This is a genomic window from Paenibacillus sp. FSL H7-0756, assembly GCF_038006765.1.
Taxonomy (GTDB): Bacteria; Bacillota; Bacilli; order Paenibacillales; family Paenibacillaceae; genus Paenibacillus_AQ.
Genome location: NZ_JBBOVT010000001.1, coordinates 3,688,961 through 3,706,500 on the forward strand (window position 1 = coordinate 3,688,961; position 17,540 = coordinate 3,706,500).

Here is a 17,540-nt window from a genome sequence, read left to right on the forward strand (position 1 = left end):
GGTGGAGTACAATGATTGCTAATGACCATTATCAGGTCCTGGAGACCATTTCAGATAATCCCATAAAAGCAGTGTACCGGTGCACCGAGGCTGCCTCTGCAGAAACGGTCATTCTCAAGGTGTTAAAATCGGAGTATGCCGGCACTGAAGCGGTGATGCGCTTCAAGCAGGAATATAAGCTGCTTACAGAGCTCAGTACTAGCACAGACGGGGTTATCCGTCCCCTGAGGCTTGAGGAGCAGAACGGCCTGTATGTCATGGTCCTTGAGGATATAGCCGGACGTTCGCTGAAGCGGATTCTGTCGGAAGAACAGCCGGGGGAGAAGGCCTTGCTGAAGCTGGCGGTTAAGGTTACGGATATTCTGGGCTCCATTCATGAGCAGAACGTTATCCATAAGGATATCAAGCCGTCGAATATCATCTGGAACCGGGAACGGGATATTGTCCAGGTGATTGATTTCGACCTTGCAGTGAAGCTGTCCAAGGAGAGGCGGGATTTCCAGAACAGCGGCGTGCTGGAGGGCAGTCTGCCGTACATCTCACCGGAACAGACCGGCCGGATGAACCGGAATATTGATTACCGGAGCGACTACTATTCACTGGGTGTGGTCCTGTATGAGATGATGACCGGCCTTATGCCGTATCCATCGTCCGAGATGCTGGATCAGATCTATTCCATTATTGCGAAAGAAGCCGTCTCCCCTTACCATGCAACCGGAGGCAAGGTTAGCAGGGGCTTATCGGCCGTTATTATGAAGCTGATGGAGAAGTCTTCGGAGGACCGGTACCGAAGCGCTCACGGCATCAAGGCCGATCTGAAGAAATGCCTGGCCGGTCAGGAGGATTTCGTGATTGGAACGGAGGACCTCCTGAACACCTTCCGCATTCCGCAAAAGATAGTGGGCAGACAGCAGGAGCTGTCCACCCTGGAGTCAGCCTTCCGCAGCAGCGTGAGCGGGAGTTCACAGGTCATGCTGGTCTCCGGTGACGCAGGTGCAGGCAAAACGGCACTGGTCCATGAGCTGCACCGGACGATCAGCCGGGAGAAGGGGCTGTTCGCGGAAGGGAAGTTCGACCAGTACAATAAGAACATTCCGTACAGTGCGCTCATTCAGGCCTTCCGCAGGCTGGTCAGCCAGCTTCTGGAGAGCCCCGATGAGGCGTATAAGCGTGAGATCACCCGTTCGCTGACCCGGTTGCTTGGCGGGAATGGCGGTGTGATTACGGGATTGATTCCTGAGCTGGCCGACTGGATAGGAGCCCAGCCGGAGCCGGAGCTGCTGAGTCCGGCCGAGGAGACGAACCGGTTCTTCCTGACCTTTGCCAAGTTCGTGCAGGGGGTGATACATCCGGACCGGCCGCTGGTCCTCTTCCTGGATGATGTCCAGTGGGCGGATTATTCCAGCCTGCAGCTGGTGGAGAAGCTGGTGCTGGATAATCATCTGCAGCGGATGCTTGTGATCTGCTCCTTCCGGCAGAATGAGATCCATGAAGGTCATCCCTTGTTCGCCGCGATGGCCAAGATCGGCAAGAACCGTGAGGTTGGACGTATTCATCTTCAGCCGCTGCAAGAGACAGATGTACAAAGCCTTGTGGCAGATACGCTATACAGCAGCATGGAACGCGTTGAAGGAATTACCGGACGGTTATATAAGCGGTCCAAGGGGAATTCCTTTTTCCTGACGGAAATGCTGAAGGATCTTCACCGGCGCAGGATTATCTATTTCGATAAGCAGAACGGGGAATGGAGCTGGAGCCTGGAGCGGCTGGAGGCGCTGCCGGTTCATGACAGCGTGGTCGATTTCCTGGTTGGACAACTGGAGCATCTGCCTGAGGAGGTCCGTCATATCCTGATGCTAAGCTCGGCGGCCGGCAGTGTGTTCGATTACGGGATGCTGACGCTAATCGGAGAAGAAGCGCCGGAGGTGATTGCTGCGGCGATTACCCGGGCTGTCCAGGAAGAATATATCGTTCCTGCCGACCATAAGTACGCCATATTCTCGGCTACACTTGCCGAATCCGGCCGCGAGGCTGCCCAGATGGGGATCCGGCTGAAATTCGCCCATGACCGGATTCAGCAGGCCTTCTATCAGCTGCTTGATCCTGAACGGGGGAAGAGGCTTCATCTTAGTATCGGCCGGCTCCTGCTGCGGAATCTGGCAGAGGACGAAGTGGAGGACAAGCTGGTCGATATCGCCACCCACATCAATCAAGGACTGGGGTTAATCACCGACAGCTCGGAGGCACGTGAGGTGGTCGCTCTGAATTTGCGGGCAGCCCATAAGGCCAAAGCAGGATACGGGTATGATTCTGCCTTCCTGCTGCTGGAAGCGGCAATGGAGTTGCTCCCGGAGCAGATCTGGAGCACAGATCCGGGGCAGGCAGCGGAGATCTACAGGCTGTATGCGGAATGCAGCTATCTCACCCATCATATCGGTCAGGGGGATCAGGCTTGCCGTCTGCTGCTTGAGCAGACTACGGAGCGGATGGCTATTGCGGAAATCTACGAGATGCAGACCAATCATTATATGTACCTCGGTATGATGCCCGAGTCGATTGCTTCGGGGAGACAGGGACTGAAGGCGCTCGGAATTAAGATTCCGGCCAAGGTTGGAATGCCCGCAGTCCTTAAGGAACTGCTGGCCGTTAAGGCCGCGTTGCGGGGGAGAACGCCGGAGACGATTTTTGCACTGCCGGAGATGCAGGACCCGGAGATGAAGCTGGTGATGCGGCTGCTGGTTAACTTTATACCGCCGGCGTTTATCTCGGGGGAGACCTCACTGTTCGGGCTGGTGGTGCTGAAGAAGGTGGGTCTGACACTGAAATACGGCAACTCGCCGGAGTCGGCGCTTGCTTTTATCGGCTATGCCATGCTCTTGTCAGGCTTCGGGGATACCCCGGGGGCCTTCGCTTATGGACGACTCGGGATCAGAATTAACGACAAATTCAATGATTTGCAGTGGAAAGGTGCCGCGCATGTTCTGTATACGCTATTCAGCCACGCCTGGACTGAGCCCTGGGATACGCTCCAGGACTGGTTCGGCACCTCGATTGAAGCCAGTCTGCGGACAGGGGATCTGCTCTACCTCGCCCATTCTGCCTTCTATGTGAATCTCTGGAATCCGTCGATGGACATCCCGGCCTTGATTCAGGAAAGTGCCCGTACGATCTCTATGATCGAGAATACGAAATATAAGGAGTCGCTTGCCACCGCACAGCTGGCCCGCCAGTATTATCTCAGTCTTGCCGGTGAGCTTCCGGAGCGTACCTCATTCAATAATGAAGTCTTTAGTGAAGAGGTTTATCTGCACGAATTGCAGGGGGCAAGGTATTACTCGGGAATTGCCATCTATTATATCTACAAAATGAAGCTGCTGTTTCTCTACGAAAAGCATGATGAAGCGCTGGAGTACATTGAGCGGGCGTATCCGATTATCGGGACGCTGGCCGGATCGGCTTTTATGGAGGAGTTCGCACTGTACACGTTCCTGAATCTGGCTTATGCTTACAAGGGTTTGGGGGTAGGCGGCAAGCGGAAGGCCAGATCCAGAATGCGCAAGGAGCTTGGCCGGGTACGCAAATGGGCCAGCAATGCACCGGGAACCTTCCGCCAGCATGAATATCTGATGAGGGCCGAATGGGCTAGGATCTCCGGGAACAGCACCCGCGCAGGCTATTATTATGATCTGGCCATTGAGGCCAGCGAGCAGGGCAGCTTCATCCGCTATAAGGCACTCTGCAACGAGCTGGCGGCCCGGTACTATATGGACAAAGGCTTCAATGAGTTCGCCGCCTATCTGCTCAGACAATCCGAATATTATTATTCGGTCTGGGGCGCCAAGGAGAAGATCGCGTTCATCAAGGAGCGTTACCCCGCCCTGGCTCAAAAAATCAGCACCAAGGAGTTCATGCACGGCAGGACGGTGACGGACTATACGGCGAGCATCGACCTCAATTCCATTATTCTGGCTTCGCAGGCCATCTCCAAAGAAATTGAACTGAACCACCTGCTGGAAGCGCTGATGCAGATCGTGATCAAGAATGCCGGGGCGCAGCGGGGCTGCATCCTGATGACCTCCAAGGCCAATCTTCTGGTCGAAGGGGAATATAAAGCGGATACGGACCGGATCTCAGTGGCCATTCATGAGTCGCATCAGCTGGATAATCTGCCTGCTTCGATCATCAGAGCGGTGGAGGAGAGCCGGGAGAGCCTGATCTACAATGATGCCTATTCCGAGACTCCATTCGTGAATGATCCTTATATTGTGAGGCAGCAGCCGAAATCGATGGTCTGCATGCCGCTGATTAACCAGAATAAGACGATTGCCATCATCTATCTGGAGAATAATCTGGTGACCGGCGTATTCACTGAGGAACGGATGAAGATTATCAATCTGCTGTCCAGAGAGATGGTCTTCTCGCTTGAGAATGCCACTCTGTATAATGAGCTTGAGCGTTCTGAGGAGAAGTACCGCCAACTGGTCAACAACCTGCAGGACGGGGTGTTCGTGGTCCAGGATATGCGCTGTGTCTATGTTAATGAGGCTCTGGAGCAGATGCTCGGCTACCAGCCGGGCGAGATGCTGGAGCAGCCCTTCGGGAATTTCATTACCCCCCCGGAGCGGGAGAAGGTGATGCATTATTATGCCAGACGGGTCGAGGGCAAGCAGGCACCGGAAGAGTACGAGACAAGGCTTTTGCATAAGGATAAGTCCCTTGAAGTCATCGCCATTCACAAGGTCGTCAGAATCATGTATCAGGATAAGCCGGCCATTCAGGGAACGATTAAGGATATCACTGAGCGTAAGAAGGCGGAGGAGGAGCTGCGGCGGCACAAGGAGCATCTGGAGGAACTGGTGGCGGAGCGGACGAAGGAGCTGGAGTTTAACAACGGGGAGCTCAGCAAGTATATCGGGCTAATTGAACGGATCTCCATCACCGATGAATTAACCGGGCTGTACAACCGCAGATACTTCAATAAGCTGTTCCTGGAAGAGGTGGACAAGGCTGCTGCCGGCAAACGGTATTTAACCTACCTGATGCTGGATATTGATTATTTTAAAAAATACAATGATACCTACGGGCACTATGAAGGCGATACGGTACTGCGCAGAATAGGCGGGGTTCTAAAGGAACTGGCTGAACAGGCAGATGGAACCGCGTTCCGGCTGGGCGGGGAGGAATTTGGGATTGTGGCTGCCGGGCTGACTCCGCCAGAGTCCCGCGTGTTCGCTGAATTGATCAGACGAAGCATTGCGGAGCTGGGGATACAGCATGATCTAAGTCCGGAATACGGAAGAATTACCGTCTCGATTGGCGTAGCCGCCGTCCTTGTGGATGGTCTGCGCGAGGAGGATATCTACAAGCTGGGTGACGATGCACTGTACCAGTCCAAGGCAGAAGGCCGCAACTGTGTTACATTGTTCGGGCGATAGGATTAGAGCGATAAGAGATGTACATAAATAAATAAGATTAGGGAGCTGTTGAAGCAATGAATACCGAACAGGAATCAGGACAGGAAACAGGACAGGAATCAGAAATGGACCAGCTGCGGAAGGCGCTAGAACTATCTTTGCCGCTGGTGCAGCGGCTTTTCCCGCTGGATGTAATGTTTGCTTTGGCAGATCGGGACAAGTTCATTTATTATCTGCAAGGGAAGGAACTGAAAGCCAAGATTGAACTGGGTTCTCCGGTACCGCCCAGCGGGGGAATCCGGGCTGCGCTGGAGAGCGGGGAAGAAGTCAGCGCTACGATTCCAAGAGAAATCTACGGAGTCCCTTTTAAATCGTCATCCATGCCTATCCGGGACCGGAACGGGGTTGTGACAGGAGTATTCACGATCGGAATCAGCCTCAGCAATCAGGTAACGCTTAGCGATGCGGCGAATGCGCTGGCGGTGACCTCTGACGAGATCAGCTCGACTTCGGTAGAGATTGCAGGCACGGCCTCGGATCTGGCGAATACAGTAGGGGATCTGAAAGAGCTGGGACAAAAGGTGGTTGAGGATCTGCAGCAGACGGACGAGATTCTCGATTTCATCCGCAAGGTGGCAGATAATTCCAACCTGCTGGGGCTGAATGCAGCCATTGAAGCGGCGCATGCCGCTGAGCATGGACGGGGCTTCGGCATCGTAGCCCAGGAGATCCGCAAAATGTCCGTGTCCAGTGCTTCATCGGCCAAGGATATTGCCGGTATTCTGCAGATGATTAAGCAGAAGATTAACCAGATGGATGCCGTGCTTACGGATTGTCTGGCGCAAAGTGAACGTCAGGCCGCAGCCACAGAGGAGATTACCGCCTCGATGCAGCAGCTCGCAGCTTCCGCCGTGGAGATTGAGAGTATCGCCCGTCTGATCTAGTCTGCACCCGTCTCTAGTGTCAAAGAGTTCCTCCTCTGCATACAGTATCTGGACGAATGCCCAGTGTACATTAAGGCCACAATCCAGTCTGAGGAGGAACTAATCATGCTAGATCCAGTATTGCAGGCGCCGGACCTGAAGCTAGCCGCCGATTCTAACCAGGTGCTTAATTATAAGCGGGATGCGAACAATTATATTACCCAGCTATTTGGTGAACAGCTTCCGGCGATACGTAACGGTTTCTTCAATGCCCATATGAGCAAAGGCTTCATCGTCCAGCCGCACTGGCATACGAATGTGACGGAGATGATCTTCGTGATCAGCGGGGAGCTGATTGCCTCTGTGTTCGATCCGTTCACTCAGAAGCTGATGACCTATCACCTGAAGGCCGGACAAATTGCTGTCTTCCCGAAGGGCTGGTTCCACTGGATTCTGGCCGAGAGCGAACAAGCCCATTTCCTGGCGATCTTTGATGCGCCGACACCGGATATTGTGTATGGTTCAGACTTCCTGCGGGCCGTTCCCGCAGAGGTCATCCAGCGCGCCTATTGCATCAATGAAGAAGAATACGCTAAGGCTGTCGCCCCGCTGAAGGAATCGATTATTCTTGGACCGCCTCCGGGCTGCGCCGTAGCAGGGACTGCCGGGGGAACCAACATGGACCCGTCTGCCAAAAGTATGCCCGCCTACGCTGCCCAGCAGCCTGCGGCGGCATTCTACCCCTATCAAATGTATCCGCGCCGTTAGGCGGCGGCTAAGCTATACGAATTGATCTGAACAGAAAAAGCAGGCCAGGGAGGAATTCCTTGGCCTGCTTTTCTAATGGATACAGGGTCTGCGCGGTTTATTTTGCTTCTTCCAGCTTGTGGTTAAGGTCCTTATATTGACTCAGCAGTTCGGAGAGTGCCTGCTTAATGGCTGCGGCATCTGTGGCTTGTGCAGCCTCTGCCAGGTCAGCCTGTGCTTTGAATAAGCCATTGATATACGCCGCATGTAAGGTTACCACATTGGCAAGCTTCCCGGATTCCAGAGAGTCAGGTTTCGTTAGTGTGAGGTTTGCAACTTCTGAGGCAGATAGGACTGCCTCAACGTGGCCCCCGGTTGACCCGTATTCCGACACAGTGGCAAGCGCAACCGATTCCTCGTCTGTTAACGTTCCAGGCGTGGCTAATTGCACCTCCATCATGCCGGTTTTTTCTGTCCATGGAGTGGCAGACATTGACGTGGTGATATCCACGCTAAGCGCTTTGGTGCTTGTTAATGCATGGTAGCGGCTGAGCGTATCCCGCCAGTCCTGGGCTGTTTCCGGTGCATAGCTGTTCACCAGCTCCAGAACGTGCGGTTCTAGCAAGGGGAGCAGCTTACTGCCATTTGTGGCTGCAGCGGCCGTGCTTATGGTGGCAGTGGGTCCCTGTACTGGAGGCGGAGCGATTCCCGTATCCGCGAAGACCGGGGTGGCGATGCTGGACAGCAGCAGGGTGGATAGAGCCATTCTTTTCACGATTAGACGATTCATGTACGAACACTCCTTCAGGTGGTTTGTCTTACAGCTCTCACTATAGCGGGCTTCTGTGGCAGGAGAGGGTCAGTAATGTGGAAAAACAATGGCAGGGCCCTATCCCGCTCAGCCGCTTGCTATAATGGTGAAGACACAAATTACGGAGGTTAGCTGAATGAACAATCAAACGGTCATTGCCATTGTGGACGATGACGAGAATATACGCAATCTGGTGGAAGCTTATTTACATAAGGAGAATTACCGGACGATTGGCCTTGGAAGTGCCGAGGAGGCGTGGGATTTATGGAGGAATGACCCTCCCGGCATGTGGGTGCTCGATATTATGCTTCCGGGAATGGACGGCTATGAGCTGTGCAGGCGTATCCGCGATGAGGCGGAGGTGCCGATTATTATGATCTCTGCCAAGGATAATGAAGTGGATAAAATCCTGGGTCTGGAGCTTGGCAGCGACGATTATCTGGTCAAGCCCTTCAGTCCCCGTGAGCTGGTAGCCCGGATCAACCGCCAGTTGAGACGGTGGGAACGTCTTCAGAAGTCCCAGTCTGCGGCTGTTCTGCCTGCTGTGCATACAGGGATAGAGCTGGGCAGTCTGCTGCTGCATCCCGAGGAGAGAAGATCCTTCTGGCGGGGAGATGAAGTGGAGCTGACCAGTAAGGAGTTCCTGATGCTGATGGTCTTTGCGGGAAGTCCGAACCGGGCTTTTACGCGCGAAGAGCTGCTGGGCCATGTCTGGGGAGAGGATTATTTCGGCAGCGACCGCGCTGTCGACCATCTGATCAAGCGCATCCGCAAAAAAATGGACGGCCTGCCGCTGGAATCGGTCTGGGGTCACGGCTACCGTATGAGAGAGGTGCAGGAATGAAGGGGATGGCGGAAAGGCTAAACCTGCGGATGAAAAAGCTGAAGCTGGTGCATCAGATCAACGTTGCTTTTGGGCTGTCTCTGCTGCTGGTCCTGTCCATCACGGGAGTGATGATCCATTATGTGCTGATGGACCATTTCATTGGCACGGAGCAAGAGGGATTAAGGACGCTGGGCGCTTCCCTTAGCGCGAGTCTGGAGAGGGCTCCATCCGCGGAAGGAGGGGCATTTACATTGGGGAAAAGCGAGCCGCTTACGCCTCCATATCCTACGCTCTCCAGCGGAGTACAGGCCATCGTGAGCGACCAGCAGGGGAATGTCGTCTCGGGAAATCTCCCGGCTCTGCCTGTGCAGTCCGGGGTAACGGTGGATGTCACAGCTATGGAGCAGGGGAGCCTGCAGAGCTTATGGGCTGGCAATGATCCGCGTTATCTGGTGCAGGTCAACACGCTTCCTCAAGGTAAGCTCACCCTGCTGACTCCTGTCAGCAGAATCAAGGTCATTGAGCAGTCGCTCTTGAAACGGCTGATCCTTGTCTTTGCTGCGGGAGCGGCAGCAATGCTCCTGTTCAGCCTGTTCATTACGCGGAAGCTGATTGATCCGCTGATCAGCCTGCGTCAGGAGCTGGGGAAAGTGAAAAACCGCCGGTTTGCCGAAGTGAATCTGGTCCGGGCAGGCGGTGAAATCGGGTCTGTCGCCAGGGCGGTATACGAGATGGCCGGTGAGCTGCACCGGTTCAACCGGGTGCAGAAGCAGTTTTTTCAGAATGCTTCGCATGAGCTGAAATCTCCGCTGATGTCGATAGCCGGTTATGCGGAGGGCATTAGGGATGGAGTATTTGAAGGAGAGAGCGTCCGTAAAGGACTGGATATTATTCTGAGTGAAAGCGGACGCTTACGTGATCTGGTCAGCGAAATGACCCTTCTGGCGAAGCTGGACAGTGAAGAGGATATTTACCAGGCGGAGGATACGGATCTGGAGGAGCTGCTGAGCGAGGCGGTGGAGCGGGTCAATCCGCTGCTGGCGGCAAGGAAGCTGTCGCTGCATCCGGCAGTCTCCGGGGACCGTGGGGGGATGGTAAGAGCAGACCGGGATAAGCTGCTGCAAGCTCTGCTGAACGTGTTATCCAATGCGGCCCGTTATGCCGGGAAGCGTATTGATGTAGAGGTGCATACAAGCAGAGAGAGGATTACATTAACGGTTGCTGACGATGGTCCGGGCATCGCAGAGGAGCTGCTGCCCAACCTGTTTCACAGGTTCGTCAAAGGGAAAAATGGCGAATCCGGGCTGGGACTCGCCATCGCACGTGCTATTGTGGAACGCTGCGGCGGAGAGCTTAGTGCCCGGAACCGCCCGGAGGGCGGCGCAGTCTTCACGTTTGTGTTCCCGCCATCTGCGGGCAGCGTTTAGTACTCGTTGAACATTGCGGCAATTTCATCGTAGCCGGTAGTTTGCGTAAGGGCGAGGGAGAGCAGGATTCTGGCTTTTTGCGGGACCAGGCTGTTGCATGGAATAGAATTGGCAGACAAATCAATGTAGGAATCCTTGAGTGTGATTCCGCTGGAAATCCGCGAGCAGCGGACTACCGGGATGTTATTGTTCTTCAGCTCCCCCACCTTGTCAATCCAAGGCTTGCTGTAGATCCCTCCGCCTGCTCCGGCAATGACAATCCCCTTAGAGATCGTAGCCAGATAATCCAGAATCCCGGGATTGGCATCCACATGAAAATAAGCTACGGACACTTCCGGCAGCTCCTGGATTACAGATACGTCGAACTGGGTTGCGGTAGTATGCCGCTTCAGGGTGCGCGTATAGAAGAAGGCATGGCTGTCACGCATATATCCCAGGCAGCCGAAATCGCGCTCGTCGAAGGCGTTGGCCTTGAAGGTGTTTACCTTTTGTACATCCCGTCCGCTGTAAATTCCCTCAGCAAAGACAACCATCACGCCTTGGCCGAAAGCCTCGGGATTCGCTGCAAGTGCTACGGACTGATACAGATTCAGAGGCCCATCGGCGCTGATTGCGGTAGCCGGGCGCATAGATCCGGTAATGATTACCGGCTTGTCGGTCTTGATCACCAGGTTCAGGAAGTAGGACGTCTCATCGAGAGTGTCGGTGCCGTGGGTAATGACGAATCCGTGCACATCCTCACGGAGAGCAAGCGTGTTAATGTAGGTTGCCAGGGTAAGCCAATGTTCGCTGGTAATATCGGCGCTGCACAGATTACTGACCTGTACCCCGGCACAGTTCGCCAGCCGTTCCAGGTGCGGTACACTATCCAGCAGATCCTGCACGGGCAGGGCGCCGGGCTCGTAATTCAAGGTTTTATGGGCTTCGCCGCTGCCGGCAATGGTGCCGCCGGTGGCGAGAATGACTACATTTTTGAGGCCGGGATTATAGTAAGGGGAAGCCGTGAAATTCACTTCAGGAATAGTATTAATCATAGGTCGTTTCCTTTCAGGTTGAGCCAGGATTCAAGTCATTCGCATGACATTGAGTGTATTATAACATTCATTCCTCTATGCGCGACATAGTGAGGTATAATAAGTAGAAAAATATAGATGGGATAAGAGGGAGATAAGCATGCTGAAGCTGGATAGCCGGGATTACGCTCTTGCCTTGCCGCTGTTAAAGGATGTGAAGATCAATACCCTGTTCGCTGAAGGAGTTCTGAGCGGGCAGACAACAGGCAGTGTGTATGTGGACTCTCTACATAACCCGCGCACCTTCTACGTGGCTCACGAATACGGGATGTCGCTGGTCTATGGGGATTCGGGCAATGCGGAGTTTAACCGGAGCTTATCGGACTATATTACGAACAAGACGGGGCACCGGCATTCAGCGGAATGGCTGCAGGCTGATCCGGCAGGGGGCTGGGACCCGCTGATTGAAGCAATGCTTACTGAGCATAATGCACGGCTTGATGCGGCGGATTCACGCAGAATGTACATACAGACCCGGGTGAATTTTACGTTTGATCCAGAGGCCTACTACCGTGCGAAGGCGCAATGGTTCCGGCAGGATGCTGAGATTGTTCAGATGGACGGAGAGGGATTCGGCGAGCAGGCGGGTGCGGTTATTCCCCGGTATTTCTGGCTTGACGCGGAGCGCTTCCTGGCTTCAGGCCGAGGATACACGTTACTATGGGAGGGCGAGCAGGCCTCCAGCGCATTCTCGGCTTACCGGACATCGGATCAGCTGGAGATTGGGATTGAATCGGCACCGGGTCACCGGGGGAAGCATTTCGCCTTCTCAGTGTGCTGCAAGTTAATCGACTACTGTCTGGAGCAGGGACTGGAGCCGGTCTGGGGCTGCCGCCAAGAGAATGCGGGCTCTTACAGACTGGCGCAGAAGCTGGGCTTCAAGCCGGTATTGAACATACCTTATTACCGTTTGTCCGAGCTTCCTGCTTAAGAAAGAGAGCAGCAAATCTCCCTCCTATGGATGGGGATTGCTGCTCTTTTTCGTTAAGTGTGCGGTACGATAGGTGGGTTTTCTACACTTGCTGATGAACGAATGAGGGGTGCTAGGATGATAGTTGGAAAAACGGCACTTAATAAATCACAATTACGCTGAAATGGAAAAATAGACAATAGTAGATGTTGTTTTTCCACTTATCTGCCTGAAAGTGCCGGGAATAGCTGAATTAGGATACGTTTTTCCACTTGTTAGTTAAAAGGAGGGCCGACGTTCCTGCGAATCCTGCAGCACATGCCCCGGCGCTGCAATGCCTCAGTGCCGTACGCCACAACGCCATAAGCTGTAATGCCTCAGCGCCGTACGCCACAACACCATAAGCTGCAATGCCTCAGCGCCGTACGCCACAACACCATAAGCTGCAATGCCTCAGTGCCGTACGCCACAACACCATAAGCTGCAATCCCCCAGCGCCCTACGCCACAACGCCATAAGCTGCAATGCCTCAGCCGCAATGCTTGGCTACCAGCGCCGCAACGCCTAGCTCCCGGCTTAAATCCGCCGGGCATCCACGAAGCAGTGCAGGTGCAGCGGCGACAGCACCTTCAGCCCTTCGCCCAGTCCGAAGCCTCTGCCTTCGGCCAGCTGGCGGCCTTGCTCGCCGAAATAGAACCGGTACATGGCGAGCTGCTCTTCATTGAACTGGCTGATGTGCAGGGCCATGGCCGCGAACTTGCGCTCGAAGTGGTCCGTGATGTCGACGACCGTATTAGGCTCAGCGGTGAAGTAGAAGCCTATGGCCTTCGGCTGCCATGGCCGGGTAAGGGTACCTCGCGGATACAGGGGCAGCCCGGAGGACAAGACAGCCTGGGCTGCGGCTCTGCCGGTAACGATATGGTCATAATGCGCTTCATAGCTCAGCCACGGATCAGGACATAGAACCAGATCCGGCTGAACCCTCCGGATCACCTCGGCTATCTCCCCCGCGAGGGCAGGGATATGCTCCAGTGTTCCGTCGCCATGGTCCAGTTGGTGGAACACCGTAGCTCCCAGCGACCTTCCTGCTGCTTCGAGCTCGTTTGCACGGATTGCGGCGATCCCGGCGGAAGACAACTGCTCGTCCACCGCGCCGAGATCTCCGTTCGTGACGGTAAGATAATGAATCTCGCAGCCTCGCTCCGCGAAGGAGGCAATGGTGCCGCCGATGCCAACCTCATTATCATCAGGGTGCGGTTGTATACATAAAATCCTCCGGCATTGAGACAGGTCGGGAGGGGACAGCAGTGTGGCTATTGTGGATGCATCCATATTCCAAATACCTCCTTATTAATCTAGGGTAAGGGTACAGTTAGTCCCTCTCAAGGTTGGATGAAGAGAAATTACTCAACCGGGCCTGCTCCTTACGGACCAGGGAGCCGTTATTTACAAGAAACAGACTTATTTGGTTGCCTTGCGGACTAAGGCGCCCTTAATTGCTCCATAATCAATGTTACGGCGCGGAAAATCCGGCAATAAGGGCCATGGAGTCCGTAACTTGCTCCAATCGTGTCTTTTGGCAGAAATAAGCGCAGCTGAGTCCGTTACACCTAGCCGCACCCCAAAGCATGAGCATGAACGATTCAAACAGGGAAAAGTATCTCCCCGCCATCATCTCTCCTCCATCCGCTACCATCCTCCCGCCAGCCCCACTACAACGAACGGCTGTGATTCAGATCGCTCTGGATCTGCACCCGCTGCTTCTCCGTTATATTGTAGAACAGGATTGGCAGAATAGCGGCCAGGAAGCAGAGGGCAGGCAGCAGGAACATCACGAAGCTAAGGCCGTGCTGTAGCTGCGGAGTAGCCGGCTGATTCTCCACGTAGCTGAGCAGGCCGAGACTGGCTCCGATAATCATCCGTGACACCGCCCCGCTGAACTTGGTAATGAAGGTGTTCGTCGAGAACACAATGCCCTCGCCCCGGAAGCCAAGCTTCCATTCCGAATAATCAATCGTATCGAGCAGCATCGAGGTACTGACAATCGTCGTCATGCCGGAGAAGAAGAAGCTGACCCCAAAGAACACTAGGGTGTTCAATACGTTATGGTCACCCAGCAGATAAGGCAGGATGCAGGCTGCGCTCCCCAGAATGCAGGAGACAATGAATACCTTCTTCTTGGCGAAGCGTCGCAGCAGCGGCGGCGTAGCGATCATCCCCAGCAGCATACCGGCCACCAGAGCGATCCCGACCTGTGTGGCATACCCCGCATCTCCCCAGACATAGACCACATAATAGAGCTGAATGCTCTGCCGGATGCCGTTCACCAGGTTGATAATCAAGAGAGAGGCGAGCAGGGTGAGCAGCGGCTTGTTCTTGTACACCGTTTGCAGGTTCTGGCGGAAGGATATCTTCTCAGCGGAAGGGATGACGCGTTCCTTGGTGAGTATCCCGGTCAGAACAATCGACAGCGCCGCGATGACCCCGATAATGATTGCCGAGTACAGATAAGCCTGCGTATTCCGTTCACCGCCGAAGGCGAGCAGAAGCTGGATACCGCCGATGGTGATGACGACCGCGCCGAGCGTTCCGCCGATTTTGCCCAGTGTGACGAATAAGGTGCGTTCCCCCGGATCGGTGGAGACTACGGACGACAAGGCCCAGAGCGGTGTGTCACAGACCGTGTACAGCATTCCCCATAACAGGTAAGAGACGGTAGCGATTACAACAGTCACCGTCCGGGAGCCGCCGAAGTCCCAGAAACAGAGGATGGTCGCCAGCGCGATCAGGCAAGGGGCAAACAGCAGATAAGGCCGGAATTTCCCCCATCTGGAGCGTGTTTTATCGGTAATCATGCCCATGAGCGGATCAAGACAAGCATCGATAATGCTTGCGGCTACCAGAATGACACTGGCGGTGGTTGCCGGAATTCCCAGCAGATCCGTATAGAAGAACAGGATGTACATCGACATGAAGCTGTAGAGCATATTCTGGCCCAGCAGACCGCCTGAGAACACCAGTTTTTCGGCAACAGGTACTTTTGCTGACATGACAAGCCTCTTTTCGCGGTGGATAAAATAGGATTGAATCGATTGCTAATTATGTTTATTTATAACTTATTTCTATGTTCTGTCAAGCGGATTCTGCATCAAACTACGGAATAGTGAACATTTCCATTTGTAAAGAGCGGATTGCACCGGCTTTAACGAAAAAAATATGAAAAAACTAAAAGTAGAATATAATTTTTTTGATATAAAATGTCGAAATATAGCTAATGATGTCCCGCCGGCTGATAGGGGAGTGTGAAAATAACGCCGGGCACGATGGACACGATGATGTTAACCACAGGGGGAAGCCACATGAAATGGTTCGGGAATTTGAAAACAGCTACAAAGATTATCTCCGCTTTTTTGATCGTCTCTTTAATCCTGGCAGGACTTGGAGTCTATTCGGTCTTATCCCTGCGCACCAGCAATCAGAATATGAAGGAAATGTACAGCAATAACCTGATCTCGGTCAGGGATCTGTCTGCCGCCCAGATTAGCTATCAGCTTAACCGGGTGTATATCCGTGATATGAGCAATACAACAGATACGGTGAAGATTGCTGATTTTAAACAAAAAATTGCTGCTGGCCGCGAGGAAATCACCCGCAAGGTGGATAACTACCGTCCACTGGCGACGACTCCCCGCGAAGTTGAGCTGCTGGCCTCTTTTGACCAGGAGTATGCGGGCTATGAGAAGCTGTTCGAGCAGGCGCTGGTTCTGGCGGAGCAAGACGATGTTGCTGCTTTCAATACATTTCTGACTACTCAGTTGACCGTCCAGGGGCAGAACGTGCTGAAGAGTCTTGATGGTCTGATCAAGGTGAATGTGGAGCTGGCAGAGGCGACGAACAACCATTCACAGTCTGCTTACTCCTCGGCGTTCATTCTTACGATCTCAGTGGTCATCGCGGCAGTTATCCTTAGTATTATTATCGGCTACCTGATCGCAAGATCAATCGCAAGACCTCTGATGCAGATGCTGCATGTGGCTACTGAAGTGGCTAATGGCAATCTGACGCAGCAAGCGGATATATCAACTAAGGATGAAGTCGGACAGTTAGCTACAGCCCTGAACCGGATGGTTCATAACCTGAAGGAACTAATCAACGGAATTGTGATGAATTCGCAGAGCGTTGCGGCCTCTTCCGAACAGATCTCAGCGAGCACCCAGGAGATTGCCAGCACCAGCACGAACCAGTCGGCGGCGGCAGGCAATATCACCGAGCTGTTCAAGGAGCTGTCGCTGGCGATTGATTCTGTAGCCTCCAGCGCCGAGGAAGCGGCAGAGCTGTCCAATGATACCGTGCGGACCGCCCGGGAAGGCGGATATGTGGTGGAGACTTCGCTGCAGGGGATGCAGAGCGTCAATCACCAGATGAAGCAGCTTGAAGATGACTCCAGCAAAATCGGGGATATCATCGAAGTGATCGACGATATCGCTGAGCAGACCAATCTCCTCGCCCTGAACGCAGCGATTGAAGCGGCGCGCGCCGGAGAACAGGGACGCGGCTTCGCCGTGGTGGCGGACGAGGTCCGCAAGCTTGCTGAACGCAGCAGCGATGCCACGAAGGAGATTACAAAGATTATCAAGGTCATTCAGGAGAATACCAAGCAGAGCGTCCGCGCGGTGGCTGAGAGTGTAGATCAGGCCTCGATGACCAGCCAGGCCTTCGAGCAAATTATTAAGATGGTCAATACCTCCTCACTCAAGGTGAACGAGATTGCTGCCGCCTGTGAAGAGGAATCCGCCCAGGCTGCGGAAGTGATGGACTCGGTTCAATCCATTGCGGCCTCCAGTGAGGAATCGGCAGCGGCTTCTGAGGAGACGGCGACAACCTGCCAGGCTTTAGCACTGCTGTCCGAGGATCTAGCCCAATCGGCAGCGGCGTTCAAGACCCATTAATTCAACAGACGGAAGGTGAAGTCATGTCATCCTTACAGAAGGAACAATATATCGAGCTTGCGGTAGGAGCCGAGACCTGCGCCATCCGTATTGAAGAGATTCATGAGATTATCAAAATGCTCAGTATTACAGATATCCCCTTCAGCCGGAATGAAGTCAAAGGTGTAGTCAATCTGCGCGGCAAGGTGGTCTGTGTCATGAGCCTGCGCAATCTGCTGGGAATGGCCGATGAGCCTTATACCCGGAGCACAAGAATTATTGTGGTCAACTACCGCGGGGAATTCGTCGGACTGATTGTAGATAAGGTGAACAAGGTGACTACGTACGCCGAGATTCATCCACCGGCAGGCGGACAAAACCGCAGCCGCGATGCAGTGTTCCACGGAGTGGGGCAGCGGGATGACCAGCTGATCGGTATTCTGAAGCTCGAAGAAATATTGGGCGGGTAAAAAGGGGAACA

12 protein-coding genes are annotated in these 17,540 nt (G+C 54.0%); 8 read left to right on the forward strand and 4 right to left on the reverse strand.

Annotation, left to right across the window (positions count from 1 at the left end; translation table 11 throughout):
* Positions 1-11: 11 nt before the first annotated feature.
* From NST04_RS16140 to NST04_RS16150, 3 genes are all read left to right on the forward strand, one after another.
* Complete coding sequence (locus NST04_RS16140; protein WP_341185057.1) at positions 12-5,435, forward strand: diguanylate cyclase; 5,424 nt, start codon at positions 12-14, stop codon at positions 5,433-5,435.
* A 56-nt stretch (positions 5,436-5,491) separates the two neighbouring features.
* On the forward strand, positions 5,492-6,358 hold the full coding sequence (locus tag NST04_RS16145; RefSeq protein WP_341185058.1) for a methyl-accepting chemotaxis protein: 867 nt from the start codon (positions 5,492-5,494) through the stop codon (positions 6,356-6,358).
* Between the two features lie 105 nt (positions 6,359-6,463).
* Positions 6,464-7,105: a cupin domain-containing protein gene (locus NST04_RS16150; RefSeq protein ID WP_341185059.1), complete on the forward strand. Its 642-nt coding sequence runs from the start codon at positions 6,464-6,466 to the stop codon at positions 7,103-7,105.
* Between the two features lie 97 nt (positions 7,106-7,202).
* Here the strand turns inward: NST04_RS16150 and NST04_RS16155 are convergent, their stop codons facing one another.
* Entirely contained in the window at positions 7,203-7,874 is a 672-nt protein-coding gene (locus tag NST04_RS16155; RefSeq protein ID WP_341185060.1) for a hypothetical protein, read from the reverse strand.
* 157 nt (positions 7,875-8,031) lie between these two features.
* On the opposite strand from NST04_RS16155, the gene NST04_RS16160 reads away from it, so the two are divergent.
* Both NST04_RS16160 and NST04_RS16165 read left to right on the forward strand, forming a co-directional pair.
* A complete protein-coding gene (locus NST04_RS16160) occupies positions 8,032-8,739 on the forward strand; it encodes a response regulator transcription factor (protein WP_341185061.1) in 708 nt (235 codons plus the stop codon).
* Between the two features lie 29 nt (positions 8,740-8,768).
* Positions 8,769-10,148, forward strand: a complete 1,380-nt coding sequence (locus NST04_RS16165) for a sensor histidine kinase (protein ID WP_341185062.1) — start codon at positions 8,769-8,771, stop codon at positions 10,146-10,148.
* Here NST04_RS16165 and NST04_RS16170 read toward each other — a convergent pair.
* A complete protein-coding gene (locus NST04_RS16170; protein ID WP_341185063.1) occupies positions 10,145-11,182 on the reverse strand; it encodes an asparaginase in 1,038 nt (345 codons plus the stop codon). The genes NST04_RS16165 and NST04_RS16170 overlap by 4 nt on opposite strands.
* Positions 11,183-11,321: 139 nt before the next feature.
* Between NST04_RS16170 and NST04_RS16175 the strand changes: the two genes are divergently transcribed.
* Positions 11,322-12,152 (forward strand): GNAT family N-acetyltransferase, encoded by an 831-nt coding sequence (locus NST04_RS16175; protein WP_341185064.1) that lies wholly within the window; start codon positions 11,322-11,324, stop codon positions 12,150-12,152.
* Between the two features lie 555 nt (positions 12,153-12,707).
* Here the strand turns inward: NST04_RS16175 and NST04_RS16180 are convergent.
* Together NST04_RS16180 and NST04_RS16185 are read right to left on the reverse strand one after the other, a co-directional pair.
* On the reverse strand, positions 12,708-13,463 hold the full coding sequence (locus NST04_RS16180) for a PIG-L deacetylase family protein (RefSeq protein WP_341185065.1): 756 nt from the start codon (positions 13,461-13,463) through the stop codon (positions 12,708-12,710).
* Between the two features lie 380 nt (positions 13,464-13,843).
* Positions 13,844-15,181: an MFS transporter gene (locus NST04_RS16185; RefSeq protein ID WP_341185066.1), complete on the reverse strand. Its 1,338-nt coding sequence runs from the start codon at positions 15,179-15,181 to the stop codon at positions 13,844-13,846.
* A 309-nt stretch (positions 15,182-15,490) separates the two neighbouring features.
* Here NST04_RS16185 and NST04_RS16190 point away from each other — a divergent pair, with 309 nt between their 5' ends.
* Positions 15,491-17,080, forward strand: a complete 1,590-nt coding sequence (locus NST04_RS16190; protein ID WP_341185067.1) for a methyl-accepting chemotaxis protein — start codon at positions 15,491-15,493, stop codon at positions 17,078-17,080.
* 23 nt (positions 17,081-17,103) lie between these two features.
* Positions 17,104-17,529: a chemotaxis protein CheW gene (locus NST04_RS16195; RefSeq protein WP_341185068.1), complete on the forward strand. Its 426-nt coding sequence runs from the start codon at positions 17,104-17,106 to the stop codon at positions 17,527-17,529.
* Positions 17,530-17,540: the final 11 nt, after the last annotated feature.

Bases quoted from the DNA above. Each gene is read 5' to 3' on its own strand.
- NST04_RS16140 (WP_341185057.1), top strand. From the start codon at position 12: ATGATTGCTAATGACCATTATCAGGTCCTGGAGACCATTTCAGATAAT.
- NST04_RS16145 (WP_341185058.1), top strand. From the start codon at position 5,492: ATGAATACCGAACAGGAATCAGGACAGGAAACAGGACAGGAATCAGAA.
- NST04_RS16150 (WP_341185059.1), top strand. From the start codon at position 6,464: ATGCTAGATCCAGTATTGCAGGCGCCGGACCTGAAGCTAGCCGCCGAT.
- NST04_RS16155 (WP_341185060.1), bottom strand. From the start codon at position 7,874: ATGAATCGTCTAATCGTGAAAAGAATGGCTCTATCCACCCTGCTGCTG.
- NST04_RS16160 (WP_341185061.1), top strand. From the start codon at position 8,032: ATGAACAATCAAACGGTCATTGCCATTGTGGACGATGACGAGAATATA.
- NST04_RS16165 (WP_341185062.1), top strand. From the start codon at position 8,769: ATGAAAAAGCTGAAGCTGGTGCATCAGATCAACGTTGCTTTTGGGCTG.
- NST04_RS16170 (WP_341185063.1), bottom strand. From the start codon at position 11,182: ATGATTAATACTATTCCTGAAGTGAATTTCACGGCTTCCCCTTACTAT.
- NST04_RS16175 (WP_341185064.1), top strand. From the start codon at position 11,322: ATGCTGAAGCTGGATAGCCGGGATTACGCTCTTGCCTTGCCGCTGTTA.
- NST04_RS16180 (WP_341185065.1), bottom strand. From the start codon at position 13,463: ATGGATGCATCCACAATAGCCACACTGCTGTCCCCTCCCGACCTGTCT.
- NST04_RS16185 (WP_341185066.1), bottom strand. From the start codon at position 15,181: ATGTCAGCAAAAGTACCTGTTGCCGAAAAACTGGTGTTCTCAGGCGGT.
- NST04_RS16190 (WP_341185067.1), top strand. From the start codon at position 15,491: ATGAAATGGTTCGGGAATTTGAAAACAGCTACAAAGATTATCTCCGCT.
- NST04_RS16195 (WP_341185068.1), top strand. From the start codon at position 17,104: ATGTCATCCTTACAGAAGGAACAATATATCGAGCTTGCGGTAGGAGCC.